The organism is Afipia dichlorophenoxyacetatis, assembly GCF_055386385.1.
Genome location: NZ_AP029250.1, coordinates 2,350,785 through 2,370,673, shown reverse-complemented (window position 1 = coordinate 2,370,673; position 19,889 = coordinate 2,350,785). Strand labels below are relative to the sequence as shown.

Here is a 19,889-nt window from a genome sequence, read left to right as displayed (position 1 = left end):
GATCGAAAAACGAAGTTCTCGAAGCTGGCGCGCAGCCCAAATGGCTCATGCATTCCGGATCCATCAAGGCGATCTTCATGACGTCTCAAGGCTTAAGAACCACACGCGGCCATCAACCTAAAGAGCTAACATAGGTTGATGAAAAAAACGCGTCTGTTTCGTCAGAACCCCTTCTGCGGACACGGCCGGGTCTGCACTTTCACAGATCAGAATTGAAAATCGCAGACCTTTCGATCTGCGATCTCCATCGCACGAGCGATCAGGACTGGTAGCGCGGCGCGGGCCTGCTGGTTTGTGTTGCGGCAAAGAGCGTCGATCTCGCCTGGTCGAACTTGTCCCAGAGACCGGCGTCCGCGACGGACGGCCAGGTGACTGCTTCGCCCTTGTCGAATCCGGCCAAGGCTGCATCCACGAGGGTTTCAGTCGGCATCACTGTCTCCTGGTTCAAGGCCGACAGCGGGATACCGGACAAATCCCAGATTTCCGTCGCTGTCGACGCAGGCAACACCACCTGAACCTTCACGTTGGTCTGCGCCAGTTCCTGCTGAAGTCCGCGGCTGAAATTCAGGACATAAGCCTTGGTGCCGCTGTAGACCGAACTGACGGGCATAGCGTGAACGGCGAGCACCGAGGCGATGTTGATAATGACGCCATCGTTTCGCGACACGAACCCCGGAAGCACAGCGTGGGTCAGGCGCGTCAGGGCCGTGATGTTCAGGTCAATTTGAGAGAGTGAATTCTGCACCGCCGAGGTAGCCAGCGGACTAAGCCGCGCCAGTCCGGCGTTGTTGACCAGCACGCGGACGGCGGCATTCGTCGCAAGGATCTTTTCGACCCGCGCGAGATCAGCGTCCTTCTCCAGATCGGCGGCGACAACCTCGACTTTCGCGCCATGTTTGTCCGTGATCGATTTGGCGAGCGCTTCGAGGCGATCGGCCCGCCGGGCAACGAGGATCAGATCGTATCCCCGCCCGGCCAGACGGTCGGCGTAAACCGCGCCGATGCCTGAGGAAGCCCCTGTTACAACGGCGATTTTCTTTTGGTCGGATGTGGTCATGTCCATTATCCCTATTAATTGAGCACTCAAGTATATTAGTTGAGTGCTCAACTATCTATGATGCCCTCGCCCCTTTGCAATGGGTGAGTGCTCAACTATTTTAGGGGGATGAGCAAAGCCAGGAACCCGAGCCACCCGGAACCCATCGACATCACCATGGTCGCCGATCTGGCGTGCACCAACACGGCCCTGCGCCGCGCGGCCCGTCGGCTTGGGCAGCTGTACGACGACGCGATGGGCCCTGCCGGTCTCAAGGCCACGCAGGCCGCGATGCTTTCAAAGATTGAGGAATTTTCGGCGAATACGCCGAACGAAGATCCAACACTGCAGATGCTGGCGGAGCGCTTGGGGATTCAGATCTCGGCTTTAACGCATGCCATGAAACCGCTGCTTCGCGACGGCCTCATCAAAGTCCGGCAGGATGACGAGGACAAACGCACCAAGCATGCGATCCTCACGGCGTCCGGCAAGGCGCGGCTCAAGGAGGCCCTTCGCCTGTGGGCTGGGGTGAACAACCGGGTCGAAGCCGTGCTGGGGCCGGGTTCGGCGCAAACGCTCCGTGCTCTCGCCGATAGCGTTTCGTCGGATGCGTTTCTCCAGTCCTACAAAGCGAACAAACGGTTGGGCTGAGTTTTCACCCGGCTTCTTCTTCCTCGGGAAGACGAAGAAGCGATGCCGAGCGCGACTTACCAGTTGTAACGCACCACGCCCTTGCCGGCGTAGCTGCGGGTGACATTCGAGAACTCGCCTTCGAACGTGCCGGCCACCGACCAGCCGTTCATCCAGCTCAGTTCAGCAGACGCTGTTGTGAGAGCCGCGTCGGGCGCGAGCGCGGCGCCGTTCACGATGAACGATGCGCCAGGCAACGTCTGGAATGTCGCGCTCACCGCGCTGTTCGGATTGAAGTCGTGCGCCCATGCGGCGCGGCCGCGTAGGGTGAGAACAGCACCATCGAGGGCGTAGGACTTGTCGGTGCGAACACCGAGTTCGCTGCGTGTCGCGGTGGACGTGTTGGCGCCATAGGCCAACGCGAATGTGTTGTTGCCGCTGACCGCCTGTTCGGCATAGGCAGGCAGTTCGAACGCGGTGATCTGCACCGCGGCGTAAGGCGACACGCCGAGCCCGCCGAACCATGGTGCGAGGTAGCGATGACCGAGTTCGAGACGGCCTGAGTATGAGTTGGTGTTGAACTCGGCCTTGAGATGATCGACGCCTGCCACCGTGACGTAACGATCGGTTGTCACATCCTGCCAGCCATACGCAGCGGATGCGGTGAGATACGTCGCGCCGAAGTTCTGACGCACGAAGGCGCCAAGCTGGAACATGTCGGAGCGTCCGGTGCCGCCATTCACGACAGAGTAATTGGTGCCACCGCCCGACAACGCGAAGCCTGCGACCGTATCTGGCGAGAAGCTGTAGTCCGCACCGACCGCAACGCCATAGATGTTGCTCGACGAGGTATTCGTTCCCGCTGCGACGTTGCCGTCCGTGGTCTGCGATCCGCCATAGCCCATCGCCCATGTGCTCCAGCGCGCCGCGAACGGAACCGGCGGCGCCTTGGTGAACGACGCGAATGCGTCGCGCGGATTGTTGGAACGCTTAGCCGCATAGGCCATGGCTTCATCGGCATAACCTGTAGCGCCGCCAGCACTTCCCGCTCCGCCACGTCCCGCAGCGGTCGGATCGCTCATGATATTCATGAACTGCGTCGAAGCCTGGAAGCTGGTGCCCTGCGCACTGCCGCCGATTTCGCCGGAGACTTGCGTGAGGCCTTGCGGCGTCAGGCCACCGAACGCCAGCGGAATGCCGACGTTGGTGTTGAAGAAGTTGACGATGGCATTTCCGACATTCGACTGGTTGCCGCTGAACGAGCCGCCGGACGGCGGAGTGAACGCGAGGGCCAGATCGAGATAGGCTTTGGTCATGGCCGTGTCGTAGCTGAGCGAGGTCTTGAAGCCCGACGGCAGATTGGTGTTGATCACCTTGGCGTCGAACGCACCGCTGATTCTGCCTGCATTCAGAATGGTGTATTGCTTGACGACATAGCCGCCGCTGGCGAAGTTCGCATTGACCTTCGCGCCGCCGAGCGTCGCCACGCCGGTGACGGTGGCAAAGCTCGATGTGGTCGGGTTCAGATTCACCGCGTAGAACGCGCCGGACTGCATTGCGAGGCTTGCCACCGTCATCGTCGAACCCGGCGTGCCGCTACCCGGGGCAAACGTGCCACCTGCGTTGACCTGCACCGCGCCGGCCGTGCCGCTGCCCGCAAGCGTACCGGTGTTGTTCACGATGACGCGGCTCATTGACGTGATGTCGCCGTCCACCGCCAGCGTGCCGCCATTGACGTTCACCGGACCGGCGAACGTGCTGGTGCCGGTCAGCGTCCAAATCGAGCTATCGACCTTGTTGAAGGTGCTGAAACCCTGATACTGCGCGGCATCACTCAACGCGCTGATGTCGAATGTCGCCGCACCGGTGCCGCCAAGCTGGAACGTATCGCTGCCGGTGCCGAGCACGTTGCCCGTGATGACCGAGCCCGGCGCCAGCGTCAGCGTGTTGCCGGTGCCGCCGAACTTGATCGCCGCGACGCCGCCGCTGATGCTGCCGGCATTGACCACTGAGGAACCGCCGCCATCGGCGCGGATTCCGTAGTAATCGCCGGCGATGCTGCCACCCGCATTGTTGGTCACCGTCGCGCTGGTCGAGGCGTAAATGCCGGAGTTGTAGAATCCGAAGGAGCCTCCGCCGGTGATAATGCCGGAATTGGTTACATTGGCAGAGCTCGCAAAAATTCCGCTATCGCCGCCCGTGATGCTGCCGCCCGCATTGTTGGTCACGGTCGCATTGGTCAAGGCGGTAATTCCGAAGTTACCGCCGCTGATGATGCCGGCATTGACCACCGAAGCCACGCCACCACCGGCCGAGATGCCGTATTGGCTGCCCGTGACGCTGCCACCCGTATTGTTGGTCACTGTCGCATTGGTGCCGGCATAAATGCCGTAGAATCCACCGTTGTCGGTGATAGTGCCGGAATTGGTGACATTGGCAGAGCCCGTGGCGTAAATTCCGCTAAAGTCGCCCGTGATGTGGCCGCCCGCATAGTTGGTCACCGTCGCATCGGTGCCGGCGTAGATGCCGTAGTCCGAGTTGCCGGTAACACTGCCGGAATTGGTGACGTTGGCAAAGCCATTCGCGGCGTAAATTCCGCTACCGCCCGTGATGCTGCCGCCCGCATTGTTGGTCACCATCGCATCCGTGCCGGCGAAAATGCCATAGCCAAGAAAGTTGCCCGCAATACTCCCTGAGTTGGTCACATTGGCAGAGCCCGTGACGGCGAAAATTCCGTAGTCGCCCGCGATGCTGCCGCCCACATTGTTGGTCACCGTTGCGTCGGTGACGGCGTAAATGCCGTAGGTCGAGCCGGTAATACTACCGGAGTTGGTGACATTGGCAGAGCCGTGGCCAGCCGCAATTCCATTGATGCTGGCACCAGCTCCGTTGATCACCGTCCCGTCGCCGATATAGATGCCCAATAGGTCGCCCACGACCGCGGCGCCGCCGACGACGGTGACGGTGACGCCGGTCTCATTTCCAGTGCCGTAGCCGAATTGGTCCCCGCTGGTGCCGGGCGCGCCGCCGCCCTGATTGTTGGTGGTGCCGGTACAAATCGCCGTCACGCCGTTGGCCGCCTGGGGCGAGCAATCGGCCCAGGCGGGCGTCGCAAGGAATGCACCGGAGAGCGCAACGCCGAGCACACATACGCGCACCAGCGCCGTGGTATTCAGCAAAGACGTGCGCAAAGCCGCAGGCGGATGGAATGAAGGTGAGCGGGTGTTTTCAACGGCAGTCATGTCACGTCTTACCAATTGTACCGCACCACGCCCTTGCCGGCGTAGCTGCGGGTGACGTTGGAGAACTCGCCTTCCAACGTTCCGGCCACCGACCAGCCGTTCATCCAGCTCACCTCAGCCGAAGCCGTTGTGAGCGCCGCGTCAGACGCGAGCGCTGCGCCGTTCATCACAAACGATGCACCGGGCAGCGTCTGGAATGTCGCGGTCACATTGCTGTTCGGATTGAAGTCGTGCGCCCACGCGGCGCGGCCGCGCAACGTCAGCACGGCACCCTCAAGCGCATAGGACTTGTCGGTGCGAAGGCCGAGTTCACTGCGGGTCGCGGTCGAAGTGTTCGCGCCATAGGCCAACGCGAAGGTGTTGTTACCCGTGACCGCCTGTTCGGCATAGGCAGGCAGTTCGAATGCTGTCACCTGCACAGCGGCATAAGGCGACACGCCGAGCCCGCCGAACCATGGCTGCAAGAAGCGGTGACCGAGTTCGAGACGGCCTGAGTATGAGTTCGTGTTGAACTCAGCCTTGAGGTGATCGACGCCAGCGACCGTGACGTAGCGATCGGTCTTGACGTCCTGCCAGCCATAGGCGGCCGACGCGGTGAGATACGTCGCGCCGAAGTTCTGACGCACGAAGGCGCCGAGCTGGAACATGTCCGAGCGGCCGGTGCCGCCATTCACCACAGAGTAATTGGTGCCGCCGCCCGACAGCGCGAAGCCTGCGACGGTGTCCCACGAGAAACGATAGTCCGCACCAACGGCAACACCATAAATGTTGCTCGACGAGGTATTCGTTCCTGCTGCGACGTTGCCGTCTGTGGTCTGCGATCCGCCGTAGCCCATCGCCCATGTGCTCCAGCGTTGTACGAACGCAACCGGTGGCGCCTTGGTGAACGACGCGAACGCATCGCGGGGGTCCTTCGACTTCGGCTTGGCTACGTAAGCCATGCTCTCATTGGTGGCTTCATCGGAGTAACCTGCCGCACCGGCACCCCCACCCACGCCGCCGCGGCCCGCAGCGGTCGGGTCGCTCATGATATTCATGAACTGCGTCGATGCCTGGAAGCTGGTGCTCTGCGCGCTGCCGCCGATTTCACCGGAGACTTGCTTGAGCGCGTTCGTCAGTTGCGCACCGCTCATGTTGAGCAGCGCGTCGAAACCGGCCGGCGGCGTGAAACCACTCTCGACTGCTTTGTTGATCGCGCCCGCGATACTGGACTGATTGCCGCTCGCGCCTTGCGGCAGCACGAGCGTGCTGGGATCGAGCACGAGGAAGACGTTGTTCGCGTCATACGTCAGATGCGGATTGCGCGTGGGCGCGAACGTATCGCCGGTGAGACCGTCGAACTGCGTTCCGCCGAAGCCGCCGGTGGCGTTGAGGATTGTGTAAGTCTGGGCACGGAAACTGCCCGGCAGCGCCACCGCCTGCACCGTCGCGCCGGTAAGCGTCGCGGTACCGAGCACATTGGTGCGATCGGCCGCGCTCGGCGAGACTTCGATCTTGTAGAAGCTGCCGGTGTTGAACGCGAGGTTGCCATTGACCGTGATGGTGCCGATGGAGTTGCCCGGCGCCAGCGTACCACCGCTGTTGATGACGGCTGTCGGCAACTGACCGGTGCCGCCGAGGATTCCGCCGTTGTTCACGGTGACGCCGCTGGACGACGCGATCGAGCCGTTCACCACCAGTGCGCCGTCGTTGACGATCGTCGCGCCGGTGTAACTGTTCGTGCCCGAGAGCATCATCGTGCCGGTGCCGGTCTTGGTCAAACCGCCGTTGCCGTCGATCACGCCGGAGAACAGCGTCGATGTGTTGTCGCCGCCTGTGGTCAGCGTCCCAGCAAGCTCGACGGAGCCTGCTCCGGCCAATGAGCCGATAGTCTGGTCGTGACCGTTCAGGTCCAGTCTCGCGCCGGACGCCACTGTATAAGCCGAGTTGGGCGAGAACGCGCCGGCGCCACCGGCGGCGAGCGTGCCTGCGTTGACGGACGTCGCGCCGGTGTAATCCGAGATTCCCTCGAGCGTCAGGGCGCCTGCGCCAAGCTTGGTGAGTCCGCCGGTGCCGCTCATCGAGCCCGAGACGATGAGCGTTCCCGCCGCATCGCTGACGTCGAAGCCGCCGCCGTGGTCGCCCCAGGTGAAGTTCGAGAGACTGGCTGCCGATGCGCCGGTGAATCGCAGCGTGCCGCCATTGAAGTTGAGCGAGCTGAAGATGCCGATAGCGTTGACATTCGAGATCGAGAGCGTGCCGTCAAGCAGCGACCAGTTTGCGGAGCCAGATTGCGTTCCGGTGAGCGTCCACACCGAGCTGCCGATCTTGTTGAAGGTGCTGAAGCCTTGATACTGCGCCGCATTGCCAAGCGCGCTGACATCGAACGTATCCGCACCGGTGCCGCCGAGTTGGAACGTATCGCTGCCGGTGCCGAGCACGTTGCCCGTGATGACCGAGCCCGGCGCCAACGTCAGCGTGTTGCCGGTGCCGCCGAACCGGATCGCCGCGTTGCCGCCGCTGATGCTGCCGGCATTGAAGACCGACGATCCGCCACCACCGGCGTAAATCCCGTAGCTACCGCCGAAGATGCTGCTGCCCGCATTGTTGGTCACCGTCGCGTTGGTGCCGGCGTAAATGCCGTAGTTAATGCTGCCGGTAATACTGCCGGAATTGGTGACATTGGCAGAGCCCGCGTTGGCGAGAATTCCGCTATCGCCGCCCGTGATGCTGCCGCCCGCATTGTTGGTCACCGTCGCGTCGGTGGCGGCGTGTATGCCGTAGTTAAAGCTGCCGTTAACATTGCCGGAGTTGGTGACATTGGCAGAGCCCCCGTTGGCGAAAATTCCGCTATCTTCGCCCGAGATGCGGCCGTCCGTATTGTTGATCACCGTCGCATCGGTGCCGGCGTAAATGCCGTAGTCGATGACGCCGGTTATACTGCCGGAGTTCGTGACATTGGCAGAGCCCGTGTAGGCGTAAATTCCGCTTCCCATGCTCCAGATGCGGCCGCCCACATTGTTGGTCACCGTCGCGTTGGTGGCGCCGTAAATGCCGAGGTTTGAGGTGCCGGTAATACTGCCGGAATTGGTGACTTCGACAGAGCCCATGAAGGCAAGGATTCCCGGATCGCCGCTGATGGTGCCGCCGACATTGTTGGTGACCGTCCCGTCGCCGATTAAGATGCTTCCGGTGACCGTCGCGCCGTTCTCGACAGTGACGGTGACGCCGGTCTCAGTTCCAGTGCCGTAGCCGTTGGTGGTGCCGGTACAGGTCGCCGTCACGCCGTCGGCCGCCGCGGGCGTGCAATCGGCCCAGGCGGGCGTCGCAATGAACGCACCGGCGAGCGCAACACCGAGCACACCCGCGCGCAGCGCCGTGGTGTTCATCAGGGATGAAACAGAAAATGCATGCTGCCGGGCTTGCAACGTCCCGACCTTTCGACTTCCAAACGTCACCGCACTGCCCCGAACCGCCTCACCAACGGGTCTTTCGACCCGTTGCTCCATCCGTCATGGGCTCACTCAATTCGAGCCCATCCACAAAAATCCCATTGAACGATGTGGTAGCCGAGGAGCCAACGGCAGGCCATGGCAGGCGCACTTTTGTTGGCGGCATCCTGGCGGTCGGTAGCGCCTATCAAGATGTCAGAAAACGACTCCAACACCTTGCGCTGAAAAGGATTTTCACCCGCGTTGAAAGGAAGTGTTCGCGACCTGATTTCAGAAAATATCAGAAGATATCATCGGCAAATCGGCCTGCTTTTGCCGTCTCCAACGCAACGTGCGCGCGACCTTTTTGGCCTCGCGTGCGCAGGTTGAGACACGGGCATAGGGACAGATTCGTGGAAGAACTTTGGCCGCGCATGCCGCCCTGCCAATGACGGCAGGATGCGAGTCACGTGGCACACGCCTAAGCCGCGTCCGCGTGGCGGAGCAACCCGGCGTCGCGCGCCGGGCGTGCCTCACCAATTGTACCGGACCACGCCCTTGCCGGCGTAGCTGCGGGTGACGTTCGAGAACTCGCCTTCGAACGTCCCGGCCACCGACCAGCCGTTGATCCAACTCAGCTCAGCGGATGCCGTGGTGAGCGCCGCGTCGGGCGCCAGCGCTGCGCCGTTCACGATGAACGATGCGCCGGGCAACGTCTGGAATGTCGCGGTGACATTGCTGTTCGGGTTGAAGTCATGTGCCCATGCCGCGCGGCCTCGCAGGGTGAGCACTGCACCATCGAGGGCATAAGACTTGTCAGTGCGGATACCCAACTCGCTGCGCGTTGCCGTCGAGGTGTTGGCGCCATAGGCCAGTGCGAATGTGTTGTTACCCGTGACGGCTTGTTCGGCATAGGCAGGCAGTTCGAATGCGGTGACTTGAACAGCTGCGTATGGCGAGACACCGAGCCCGCCGAACCACGGCTGCAAGAAGCGGTGACCCAACTCTAACCGGCCGGAATACGAATTCGTATTGAACTCCGCCTTGAGATGATCGACGCCCGCCACCGTGACATATCGATCGGTTGTCACATCCTGCCAGCCATAAGCGGCAGACGCCGTTAGATATGTCGCGCCGATGTTGTGACGTACAAATGCACCGAGCTGGAACATGTCCGAGCGACCAGTGCCGCCGTTGACGACAGAGTAGTTCGTGCCGCCACCCGACAACGCGAAGCCTGCGACGGTATCCGGCGATAAGCTGTAATCCGCGCCCACCGCGACACCGTAGATGTTGCTCGACGAGGTGTTGGTGCCAGCCGCGACGTTGCCATCCGTGGTCTGCGATCCGCCATAGCCCATCGCCCACGTGCTCCAGCGCTGCACGAATGACGGTTGCACAGGTGCTTTCGTGAACGACGCGAATGCATCGCGTGGATTGTTCGATTTCTTACCCGCATAGGCCATCGCGTCATCCGCGTAGCCGCTCGCGCCAGCACCACCACCCGCGCCGCCAGCACTTCCCGCTCCACCGCGTCCCGCAGTGGTTGGATCGCTCATAATATTCATGAACTGTGTCGAAGCCTGGAAGTTGGTGCTCTGCGCGCTGCCGCCGATTTCGCCGGACACTTGCGTCAGCCCTTGTGGCGTCAGATTGCCGAACGCCATCGGAATGTGGCCCGTGGTGTTGAAGAAGTTGATGATGGCGTTGCCGGCGTTCGACTGATTGCCACTCAAGGGCGTTGCCGGCGACGTGGGGCCAGCACCACCACCTCCTCCGCCACCCGGCGGCGTGAAGTCCAGCGCCAGATCGAGAAAGACCTTGGTATTGGTCGGATTGTAGCTCAGCGATGTCTTGAAGCCCGACGGCAGATTGGTATTTGCCACGGTCGACGCGAACGTGCCGCTGATGCTGCCTGCATTCAGGATGGTGTATTGCTTTTCGACATAGCCGCTGGCGGTGGCGAAGTTCGCCGCGACAGTGGCGCCGCCGAGCGACGCGTTGCCGGTGACGTTGGCGAAGCTCGATGTGGTGGGATTGAGCGAAACCACATACTGCGCGCCGGACTGCATCGCGAGGCTTGCCACCGTCATCGATGAACCCGGCGTGGTGTCGCCTGGCCTGAAGGCGCCGCCTGCATTGACCTGCACCGTGCTTGCAGGGCCGGTGCCGGCCAGCGTGCCGGTCGCGTTCACGGTGATGATCGACGCATTCGCCAGTGAATCCTGTACGAACAGCACGCCGCCATTGATGACGACGTCGCTCGTCCAGCCGCTGCTGTTGGTCAGTGTCCAGGTCGAAGAACCGCTCTTCGCCAGGTGCGTGAAGCCCTGATACTGGCTGGTTGCAAGCTCCGAGAGATTGAAGCTGCTATCGGTCGTGCCGCCGAGCCGGAATGTACCGTTGCCGGTGTTATCGACCACACTGCCGGTGACGATTGCGCCGGCCCACATTTCGTAAACGTTCGTGCCGCCTGTGAACACGATGGCATTGGCCCGCGTGACGTTGTCGCCGGCGAGGCCGCCGGAAATCGTGCCGTCATTCACGATCGTCAGGTTGGCGCCCGTGACGCCAATCCCGCCAGGGTTGCCGAAGCCGGTTGAACCCGTCGTCCCGCCGAAGCCGCCGCTGCCGGCTTGGCCATTGCCGCCATCGCTCCCCGTGCCTCCCCCGGCCCGACCGCCGAAGCCGCCAACGCCACCGTTGCCGGGAGTAGCGCCGTTGCCGCCATTGCCCCCAGCGCCACCCGCGCCGCCATCACCGCTGGGGCTGCCTGTGCCTCCATCCCCGCCACGACCTCCGGTCCCGCCGACACTCCCATTGCCGGCGAGACCGCCGATGCCGCCGCCGCCGCCATTGCCGCCGCTGATCGTTCCGTGATTGGTCAGGACGCCGCCGTTACCGAAAGCAATGCCGATACCGCCATTGCCCCCAGCGCCACCCGCCCCGCCGCTGCCACCGCTGCCGCCGCTGCCGCCGACACCGCCGGTGCCACCGCTGCCGCCGGGGCCGCCAGCGCCATCCGTTCCGCCAGCACCACCGACACCACCGTCGCCGCCGGGGCCGCCAGCGCCACCCGTTCCGCCAGCACCACCGACACCACCGCCGCCGCCGGCGATCGTCCCCGAATTCGTGACCGTGGCAGCGCTTGTGAGTTCCACGCCGGCGCCGCCATTGCCACCATTCCCCCCGGCTGCTCCGACACCACCGGATCCGCCGGCGCCACCATCACCGCCCGCGCCGCCGCTGCCGGCACCCGGACCACCGTTGGCAATCCCACCCGCACCGCCGAAGCCACCGCGGGAGCCGATACCACCAGCCCCTCCTGTGCCGCCCGTGCCGCCGGCTCCACCGGCACCGCCAATGGCAGTTCCAGAATTGATGAACGTGGTGCTATTCGTGATCAGTATGCCGGCGCCGCCATTCCCACCGTTGGCGCCCACGAAGCCACTGCCGCCGCTTCCGCCGGCGCCGCCATTACCGCCCGCGCCGCCGGCGCCGGCAACGAAATTACCATCAGCGCCGAAACCACCGGCGCCACCCGCGCCGCCCGGGCCGCCCAAGCCGCCGGCGCCACCGCTGCCGCCGCCACCGCCATTGCCGCCGCCGATCATTTGCGAGTTCGTAAACGTGGTACCCGTGGTGAACCGGATGCCGGCACCGCCATTGCCACCACTGCCACCGGTTTGGCCGCTACTGCCAATTCCGCCGGGATCACCGGCATTGCCAGCACCGCCATCATCACCGGCATTGACGCCCGACGCCCCGGGGTCTCCGAAAGCGCCAGCCGATCCGGAACTACCCTGAGCCCCCTCGCCACCGCCGCCACCACCACCGCCGCCGGTGTCGGTGCCAGCACCTTGCGTGCCTGCACTGCCATCGGCGCCGCCCGCGCCAGCACTGCCGCCCGCGCCGCCGTTTCCTCCGCCACTGTGGGCGATGCCGCCGTTGCCGCCACTGCCCCCCGCCGCGGCGCCGCCACCACCATCAGCACCCGCTCCCGGAGTCAGCGGCGAGCCTCCCGTTCCCCCGTTTGGAGAACCAGCCGTGCCAGCAATGCCGCCGGTGCCGACGTGGCTGGCACCACCGGAGCCACCCGCACCGCCGCCGGCAAACGCAGGCGTCGCGAGCAGCGCACCGGAAAGCGCGAGGCCCAGCGCACCGGCGCGGCACACCCGCCCAAGCGCTGTGCTGCCCAACAGCGATTGCATTGAAAACGCGCGATGGCGGGCTTCAGCCTGCCCGGCCTGTCCACTCTTGAACGTCGTTCCCAAGCGCGCCCCCAACGAGTCACAACTCGCACGCGTGTGGTAGCCCGTTGAGGAGGGCGGAACCACTGCCGGAGCGCCTGATAAAGGGTCATTTGGGGCGGGCGGCACAGAAAGATAAATCATGTGATAACGGCGCAACAATCGACTGCACAGCAAAAGACGACAACCGGGTGACGCGCTCCGGGATGGGACCCTCTATGTCGCGATCAGATATAACCGCGCGACACATCATGGAGATAGCGACCCGGCCAGTTCACTTCGGCTGATGCAGTGGTGAGAGCCGCGTCAGGCGCGAGCGCGGCACCGTTCACGACGAACGACGCGCCGGGCAGCGTCTGGAAGGTCGCACTTACCGCACTGTTCGGATTGAAGTCATGCGCCCATGCGGCGCGCCCACGCCGCGCGTCATCAGAACGAGCGCAACGCCGACAGCAACTGTTCGGGGCCATAAGGCTTCGACAGGAACACGCCGCGCATCGGCAGTGCTTCCGGCTTCGGCTCGATGAAGCCCGACATGACGACGATTTCAACAGGAGGCCAACGATCGCGAATGGCCGCCGCCAGCTTGAGACCGTCCATCGATCCCGGCATGTCGATATCAGTCAACACGATGGAAATGTCAGCGCGCGACTTCAGGACTTTGATGGCCTCATCGGCATTGGCGGCTTCGACCACATCAAACTCCGCTTCACCGACAATATCCGATGCGTACATCATCAGGATCGGCTCATCTTCGACAATCAGGACAACTTTGTTTTCGTTATAGGGGTGCGACTGGGCCAATGGCACCTTTCAGGCCGATCTTAATTGTCGGCAATGAGCGCGAACGGCGCGCGGAACTCGGCAAAAAAACCCGATGGATTGTAACGAAGCACACTGTGGCCTGTTCCTGATATCCCGGCTTTTATCAGCCGCATTCCGAGCCCCTGCGTCTGCGGCTCACCGACAAGCGGGCCGCCGCTCTCCGTCCACGTCATCACGAACATCGGCTGCTGCGGATCGCGCTCGATGCGCCAGTCGATTGCGACCTGACCATCGGGTATCGAAAGAGAACCATGCTTCACGGCATTGGTGCCGAGTTCATTGATGAGAAGCGAGAGAGAAAGAACCGCCTTGGGCCCGATATTGACATTGGGGCCGCTGAGGTTCACGCGCACAAGGTCGACATGCAAGCCGACCAACCCTTCGATCAGCGGCTTGATCCGCGCGCTGGTCCAGCTTTGCCGCAGCAGGATATCGTGCGCGGTGGACAGCGCCGCGAGCCGCTTGCGGAATGCGTCCACTGCATCCTGGTCATTGGCATTGCGCAGCGTCTGAGAGGCGATGGCTTGCACCACCGCGAGCGAATTCTTCAGACGATGGCTCAATTCGATATTGAGGAAACGCTGATCTTCTTCGGCCTTCAGCCGCGCGACGGTGGCGTAAGTGATGTCCGCGACCGCCTCGGTGAAGTCAATCTCTTCCTTGCGCCAATTGCGCGGCACATCATCGAACACGAAAGAGACGCTGCTCAGCTTGCCATGATGCACGAAGGGAATGGCGATCAGCGAGCGGACACCGAACCTTTCATAGGCCGCAAGATCCGCCCCCAACCAGCTCACGGCCGAGACATTGGCGGTGACGAGCGCCGCGCCGCGCTTGAGGTGATCGATGGTGACGTGAAACGACGACGGCGTAAAAACACCTGTGATCCGTTCGGCGCCCGGTTTCGCCCAGCCGCCTTCCACCCTGAAGATGCTGGCATCGATATCGATCACGGCATATCCGGCACTGCTGACCGCGAGATTTTCACCCAGCGCCCGCGCGGCGGCGGTGATGGCACTCTCCGCCGTGTTCACTTCTCGCAGTTGATCGGCGAGCCGCAGCAACTCGGATTGCTTTATCTCGTTCGCTTTTCTGACGGTGATGTCCTGAACCGTGCCGGTGAAGCGGACCGGCTCTCCGGTCGGCTCGCGGATGAACTCGCCGCGCCGCGACAGCCACCGCACGTTCTTGTCGGAGGCACGCTGGATTCTGTATTCGGCATAGGAACTCGCGATGCCATGGCGGCGGGAAGCGACGGTCGAGGCAATATCGCGATCTTCCGCCAGCACGAGATCGGTGAAAGCCGATGTCGGATAGGATTCCGCATCCGGCAGCCCGAAGATGCGGCACATCTCCGCCGAGCAGTAAAGAACATCAGCCGCGATATCGACATCGAAGGTGCCGACCTGCCCGGCCTCCAAAGCTGCGCGCATCCGCGCTGGGCCGCTGCGCAACAGTTCCGTCGCCGCCTCGCCGATCAGAACGCGGTTGTGACCAAGCTGAGCTTCGGTACGTGACGACTTGAGGGCCGCGTCTCGTGTTTCGATCGCCTTGCGCTGATCCATGATCAGGCAGACCTGCCGCGCCAGCGCCTGCAAGGACGAGAGCTGCACCTCGCTCAAACCTTCCGGACGCGGCTTGTTGTCGATGACGCTGAGCGTGCCGAGCGGTTCGCCGTTGGGCGCCCTCAACAAGGCACCGGCATAAAAACGGATGCGCGGTTCGTCCACGACCAATGGATTGTCCATCGTCCGCGGATCTGTCGACAGATCGGGAATGACAAGGGCCGACTCTTCGTTGAGCGCGTGGGCGCAGATCGACTGATCGAGCGGCGTCTCGCAGGCCTCAAATCCGGCGGCCGCCTTGATCCACTGCCGGTCCGCGCCGACGAAACTGATCAGTGCGACGGGGGTGTGACACACCTCCCTGGCGATCCGCACAAGATCATCGAACACCGGCTCGGACGGTGTTCCGACGATGCCGTAATCCTCCAGCGTCGCAAGCCGTTTTGGATCTCGAACAATTTCCAGCGGAAGAATGGCCATGGATGAATCAGACAAATGAACGGCTTCCAACGTGGTTTCGCGTTGAAAGTTCCATTTCGCCACTCACACCGCCAACTAAGAGGTTGGTATTCCATTGCGCGAACCGGGTGACGGCTTCGCGCATGTCTGGCATGGAGACTGATGTTGAATGATGGCGCATCAATGATGAGACCCGCCGCCTCGCCAAAAGGCAGCGGGCTCCGTCGTTTACGCGGCTTCCGCTTCGGCGTTGACAGCCGTCTTCGCAAGCTTTGTCAGCGCTTGATCGGTGTTCTTTTCCTCGGCCAGCGTCTCTTTGAGCAGCTTGCTGGCGTTGGTGAGGCCCAGTTCGTCGGCCCAGGTGATGAGCGTGCCGTAGCGCGAGATTTCGTAGTGCTCGACCGCCTGCGCCGCCGCAAGCAACCCGGCATCGAGAGCTGGCGCGCCCTTGTACTCGGACATGATTTCCTTGCCCTCGTCGAGAATGCCCATAATCGCATCGCAGGTCTTGCCCTGCGGACGGGCTTCGATCTCCTCGAACACGGCCTCCAACCGCTCCACCTGCCCTTCCGTTTCATCGAGGTGCTTTTCGAAAGCTGCGCGAAGGTCCGGATTGTGTGCCGCCTTCGCCATCTTGGGCAGCGCGCTCATGATCTTCTTCTCGGCGAAGTAGATGTCCTTCAGCGTGTCATGAAAGAGGTCGTGCAAAGTCTTTGTCTTGGTCATAGAAAGCTCCTGTTGGAAGGGACACCCGCTCAATCACAAAGATGCGATGGTGTTCCACCGACTGGACGCTGGTCGCAGCCTTCTTTCGATTGCTTAGATCTCAGCTGTCATCGGGGAGCATATGTGCCGCTGCAGCAGGATCACGACGGCGGTTTGGTCGCGGCCGGATGGCCACTCTCGAATGGAGTGAACCAGCTCGGCGCGCCGGATGGCGGCTTCGGCGCTGCGGATGATTTAGGATCAGTTGCGCGCGCGGGCGTCGCCGGCTTCGCGTCCGCGACGGGCGGTTGCGGCGCCGCGGGCGAAGCGGAGCCGATCCCCACCGAGATGGCGAACAGACGCCACTGTCCGTTCACAGGCGCAAAGGACAAATCGAAATTCACCTGCGACGGCGCCGACGGAAAAAAGCCCACCATATGCATCATCCCGTTGGCCTCGATCTGCGGCAAAAGGCTGAGCTGCGGCTCGATCACGGCCACGCCTGCGAGATCGAGATTGTCGTTGCGTTGCTTGGCGAAAATCTCCGCGAGCTTAGCCGCCGTATTGTTCTGGAAGCCCGGCGCGCCGAGGTCGCGCAACACGGTGTAATTACCGGTCTTGTTGCCGTGGTCGAGCGCGAGCAGCGTCGATCGAACCAGCATGATGACGCCGTTGCGATCGATCTGCGCGGGCTTTGCCTGCTGCGCCTCAGCGCCGGTTGCCCCCACCGACGCGGCGGCCGCGACACCGGCCAGCAGTGCAAGCGTTCGCCAGCCGCGCGATGCGAGACCTAACACCTGATGGGCACCTCGTTAGTGTGGTGGTTCAGAAGTTCGCTTCATTTTCTCGGCGCGTCCTTTAAGCGAACTTCTGAACCTAACCACACGGGAATCATAGATTTGCGAGTGTCCTTTCGAATCCAAAGTTCGCAACGGAGCGCGCTGCATAACGAGGCGAACTTCGGATTCGGGACACTCGTGGAGCGGATTTGACGTTCGCACCCCTGCTTGCCGCGAATTCGTGATGCGAACGTCAAATCCAAAAGCTCCACGAGAATCTCATATCTGCTAGTGGTCTTTCGATTCTAACGTTCGCAAGAGTGCCTGCCGAGATGGGATGCGAACGTTAGAATCGGACCATAGCGTCAGAATTCGCCGCCGAGGCCGACATAGCCGACATGCTCGCGCCCGCCGCCATTGCCGTAACCGCCGACGATATTGAGCGGCGCGGAAGTGTGGAGACGGTATGCGACACCGACGCCCATGCCGTACTCGCCATTGAATGTTGAGCCACGGATTTGCCAACTGACCTTGCCCGGCGCCGAGGGCATCGGCGCGCTCGCGGTCGCCACCGCAGCTGCGACACCGCGCCGCGCCTCGGCACGGTTGTCGGTGATCTGCGATTGAAGCGAGCCTAGCTGGGACTGGAAGCCGGAGGTAAGACCTGAGAGCTGACTGACGTTCACCGCATCGGTCGGGTTCACGCCCGCTGCCACGTTGGTCAACCGCCGCTCGTTGCCGGGGGTGCCGAACGAAGCGGTGTTGGCGGCGGTGGCCACCGAGCCCGCGCCGATCGCCACCGAATTGGCTCCAATCGCCTGCGCACCAGCGCCGAGCGCGGTCGCGCCGGTGGCGGAGGCAACGCTTGCCTGGCCGATCGCGGTGGTGCCGACACCCGTGGCATCGGCGTTTTGGCCGAATGCGCTTGCAGTCACGCCATTGGCGATGCTGCCCGCACCCACCGCAGTGGCGCGGTCGCCGGTGGCTCGGCTGAACTGCCCTGTCGCGGTGGCGGCGGGGCCGTTGGCGACACTGGCCTCGCCTATCGCGGTCGCGGCGAGGCCGTTGGCGATGCTGTGGCTCCCGATCGCGGTGGCGGCAGCGCCGGTGGCGCTGCTGGCTTGACCTGTTGCGGTGGCGTTGGTGCCGCTGGCGCTGCTGTTCTGGCCCGTTGCAGTGGCGAATTCTCCAGCGGCGACGCTGTGCTGACCTGTCGCTGTGGCGTTGGTGCCTTGGGCAGAGCTGCTCTGCCCCGTCGCGGTGGCGAAATCGCCTCCAGCGAAGCTGCTCTGCCCCGTCGCCGTGGCGCGCTCGCCATTTGCAATACTGTCCGAGCCCGTCGCTGTGGCGTTCGTGCCATTGGCGGTGCTGTTCACGCCTGTCGCGGTGGCGGTGTCGCCTTGAGCGGAGCTGCTCTGTCCCGTCGCGGTGGCGAAATCGCCGGTGGCGATCGCGCCGGTGCCGGAGGCATACGCGTTTGTGCCGGTGGCCGTGCCGCCATTCAACGACTGCTGCGCCACCGCCGGCATCGTCCCGAGAAGAGCAGCGCCGATCGAGAGACCGGCAGCGAGCGCTAGTCCGCGCAACGCGCCAGTTGCAATCGCGCTATTGGCGAGGAACCGGAGCCGATGACGGCATGCGGATGGCAATACTGACGTCCGCTCCATCGGAAGGCCATGCGCGGTCCGGCGCAAAATGTGCCGCTCAATACATTGAACCGAGCCAAAGTGATCCGAAAACAAAAGCCGCTCCCCTTTGCTGCCTCTGCCTTCGTAGCTGCTTCGCTCGGGAAGCTCTTGGGCTGATGCGAAGGGCCTTTGCACTGGAGCGAACTCGCCATCATTTTCGGCAGCGCGATGCAATCCCGCAACAATCCCAGCACTTGAACCTATTGCCAGCGCGAGGCACAAAAGAAATGCGGCGTCGTGGGCACGACGACGTGGGGCAAGCTCCGGCGCGGAGAGGTTTGGGGGAAAGACGTGCAGAGGATCATATTCGATGCCGCCAAGCTCGCCGGCGACAATGCTGCGCGCAAGGACCAGTGGATCGCCTCCCTGTCGGCAAGCTATGCGCGGCTGAACGCCGATCCTGTTACCGACCGGCCCTTCCGCGGCGAGCTGCGCACCGTACTTGTGGGCGACATCTCGGTCGGCACCGTGCGCGGCACGGTGAAGACCATCGCGCGCACCGCCAACGACATCGCGATCCACAACACCGACAATCTGGTCGTGCTGTGCAACGCGGGCACAGCTCCGATCCGTATCGAGCAAAAAGGGCAGAACGCCGATCTCGCCACCGGCGCGGCCGTGATGATCGAGCAGTGCGAGCCGTCCTGGGTGCGCGCCGGAACCGAGTGCCACCTGCTGGCGCTGCAAGCGCCACGGCGGCGCGTCCACGCCCGCGTCATGAGACTCGACGATCACTACATGCGCCCGCTCCCTGCTTCGTCGGTGGCTATGGCATTGGTGCGCAGTTACGCGGAGGTGCTCCTCAACGAGACCCGGATCGGCGGCGCGACAATCGGACGCCTGGCGGCCGACCATCTTGCCGATCTGATCGGCGCGAGCATGAATGACTCGGGACTCAAGTCCGAGGCCGCGGGACATGGCGTCGCTGCGGCGCGGCTGCGCGCCGTCATGAAAGACATCGGCGAACATCTCGGCAGCAGTGAACTCTCGACCAAGGCGCTCGCGCGGCGTCATGGTGTATCCCCGCGCTATATCCAGAAGCTGTTCGAGATGGAAGACGCGACGTTTACTGAATATGTCAAGGAACGGCGACTGGCCGAGGCCTACCGAATGTTGAGCGATCTGCGCTTTGCAGAGCGCACCATCAGCGAAGTCGCGGGCCATGTCGGCTTCGGCGATCTGTCCTATTTCACGCGCTCGTTTCGCCAGCGTTTCGGCATGACGCCATCGGAAGCGCGCGAGCTGGCAAGACGCGAAAACGATACGGCGCCTTGAACAGCGCTATGGCCGACGGCCAAGC

The 19,889-nt window shown here is 63.1% G+C and carries 11 protein-coding genes and 1 pseudogene; 2 read left to right on the top strand and 10 right to left on the bottom strand.

Features of this window, described 5'->3' with window-relative positions; genetic code table 11:
• Positions 1–259: 259 nt before the first annotated feature.
• Positions 260–1,057, bottom strand: coding sequence for an SDR family NAD(P)-dependent oxidoreductase (locus ACZ5C3_RS11050; RefSeq protein WP_464044709.1), 798 nt, complete (start codon positions 1,055–1,057; stop codon positions 260–262).
• 108 nt (positions 1,058–1,165) lie between these two features.
• On the opposite strand from ACZ5C3_RS11050, the gene ACZ5C3_RS11045 reads away from it, so the two are divergent.
• Complete coding sequence (locus ACZ5C3_RS11045) at positions 1,166–1,687, top strand: MarR family winged helix-turn-helix transcriptional regulator (protein WP_464037643.1); 522 nt, start codon at positions 1,166–1,168, stop codon at positions 1,685–1,687.
• Positions 1,688–1,743: 56 nt separating this feature from the next.
• Here the strand turns inward: ACZ5C3_RS11045 and ACZ5C3_RS11040 are convergent, their stop codons facing one another.
• From ACZ5C3_RS11040 to ACZ5C3_RS11000, 9 genes and pseudogenes are all read right to left on the bottom strand, one after another.
• Positions 1,744–4,908 carry an autotransporter outer membrane beta-barrel domain-containing protein gene (locus ACZ5C3_RS11040; RefSeq protein WP_464037641.1) on the bottom strand — a complete coding sequence of 1,055 codons (3,165 nt, stop codon included), beginning with the start codon at positions 4,906–4,908 and terminating at the stop codon, positions 1,744–1,746.
• 8 nt (positions 4,909–4,916) lie between these two features.
• Entirely contained in the window at positions 4,917–8,345 is a 3,429-nt protein-coding gene (locus ACZ5C3_RS11035) for an autotransporter outer membrane beta-barrel domain-containing protein (protein WP_464044708.1), read from the bottom strand.
• A gap of 506 nt (positions 8,346–8,851) precedes the next feature.
• Positions 8,852–12,592 (bottom strand): autotransporter domain-containing protein, encoded by a 3,741-nt coding sequence (locus tag ACZ5C3_RS11030; RefSeq protein WP_464037637.1) that lies wholly within the window; start codon positions 12,590–12,592, stop codon positions 8,852–8,854.
• Between the two features lie 245 nt (positions 12,593–12,837).
• Positions 12,838–12,987, bottom strand: a pseudogene (locus ACZ5C3_RS11025) (autotransporter outer membrane beta-barrel domain-containing protein); the annotation flags it as partial.
• A 10-nt stretch (positions 12,988–12,997) separates the two neighbouring features.
• Complete coding sequence (locus ACZ5C3_RS11020; RefSeq protein ID WP_464037635.1) at positions 12,998–13,372, bottom strand: response regulator; 375 nt, start codon at positions 13,370–13,372, stop codon at positions 12,998–13,000.
• Positions 13,373–13,392: 20 nt separating this feature from the next.
• Entirely contained in the window at positions 13,393–15,438 is a 2,046-nt protein-coding gene (locus ACZ5C3_RS11015; protein WP_464037634.1) for an HWE histidine kinase domain-containing protein, read from the bottom strand.
• 207 nt (positions 15,439–15,645) lie between these two features.
• Entirely contained in the window at positions 15,646–16,143 is a 498-nt protein-coding gene (locus tag ACZ5C3_RS11010) for a YciE/YciF ferroxidase family protein (protein ID WP_464037632.1), read from the bottom strand.
• A 140-nt stretch (positions 16,144–16,283) separates the two neighbouring features.
• Entirely contained in the window at positions 16,284–16,919 is a 636-nt protein-coding gene (locus ACZ5C3_RS11005) for a hypothetical protein (RefSeq protein ID WP_464037630.1), read from the bottom strand.
• 347 nt (positions 16,920–17,266) lie between these two features.
• Entirely contained in the window at positions 17,267–18,568 is a 1,302-nt protein-coding gene (locus ACZ5C3_RS11000) for a YadA family autotransporter adhesin (protein ID WP_464044707.1), read from the bottom strand.
• A 258-nt stretch (positions 18,569–18,826) separates the two neighbouring features.
• Here ACZ5C3_RS11000 and ACZ5C3_RS10995 point away from each other — a divergent pair, with 258 nt between their 5' ends.
• Positions 18,827–19,864, top strand: coding sequence for a helix-turn-helix domain-containing protein (locus ACZ5C3_RS10995; RefSeq protein WP_464037626.1), 1,038 nt, complete (start codon positions 18,827–18,829; stop codon positions 19,862–19,864).
• Positions 19,865–19,889: the final 25 nt, after the last annotated feature.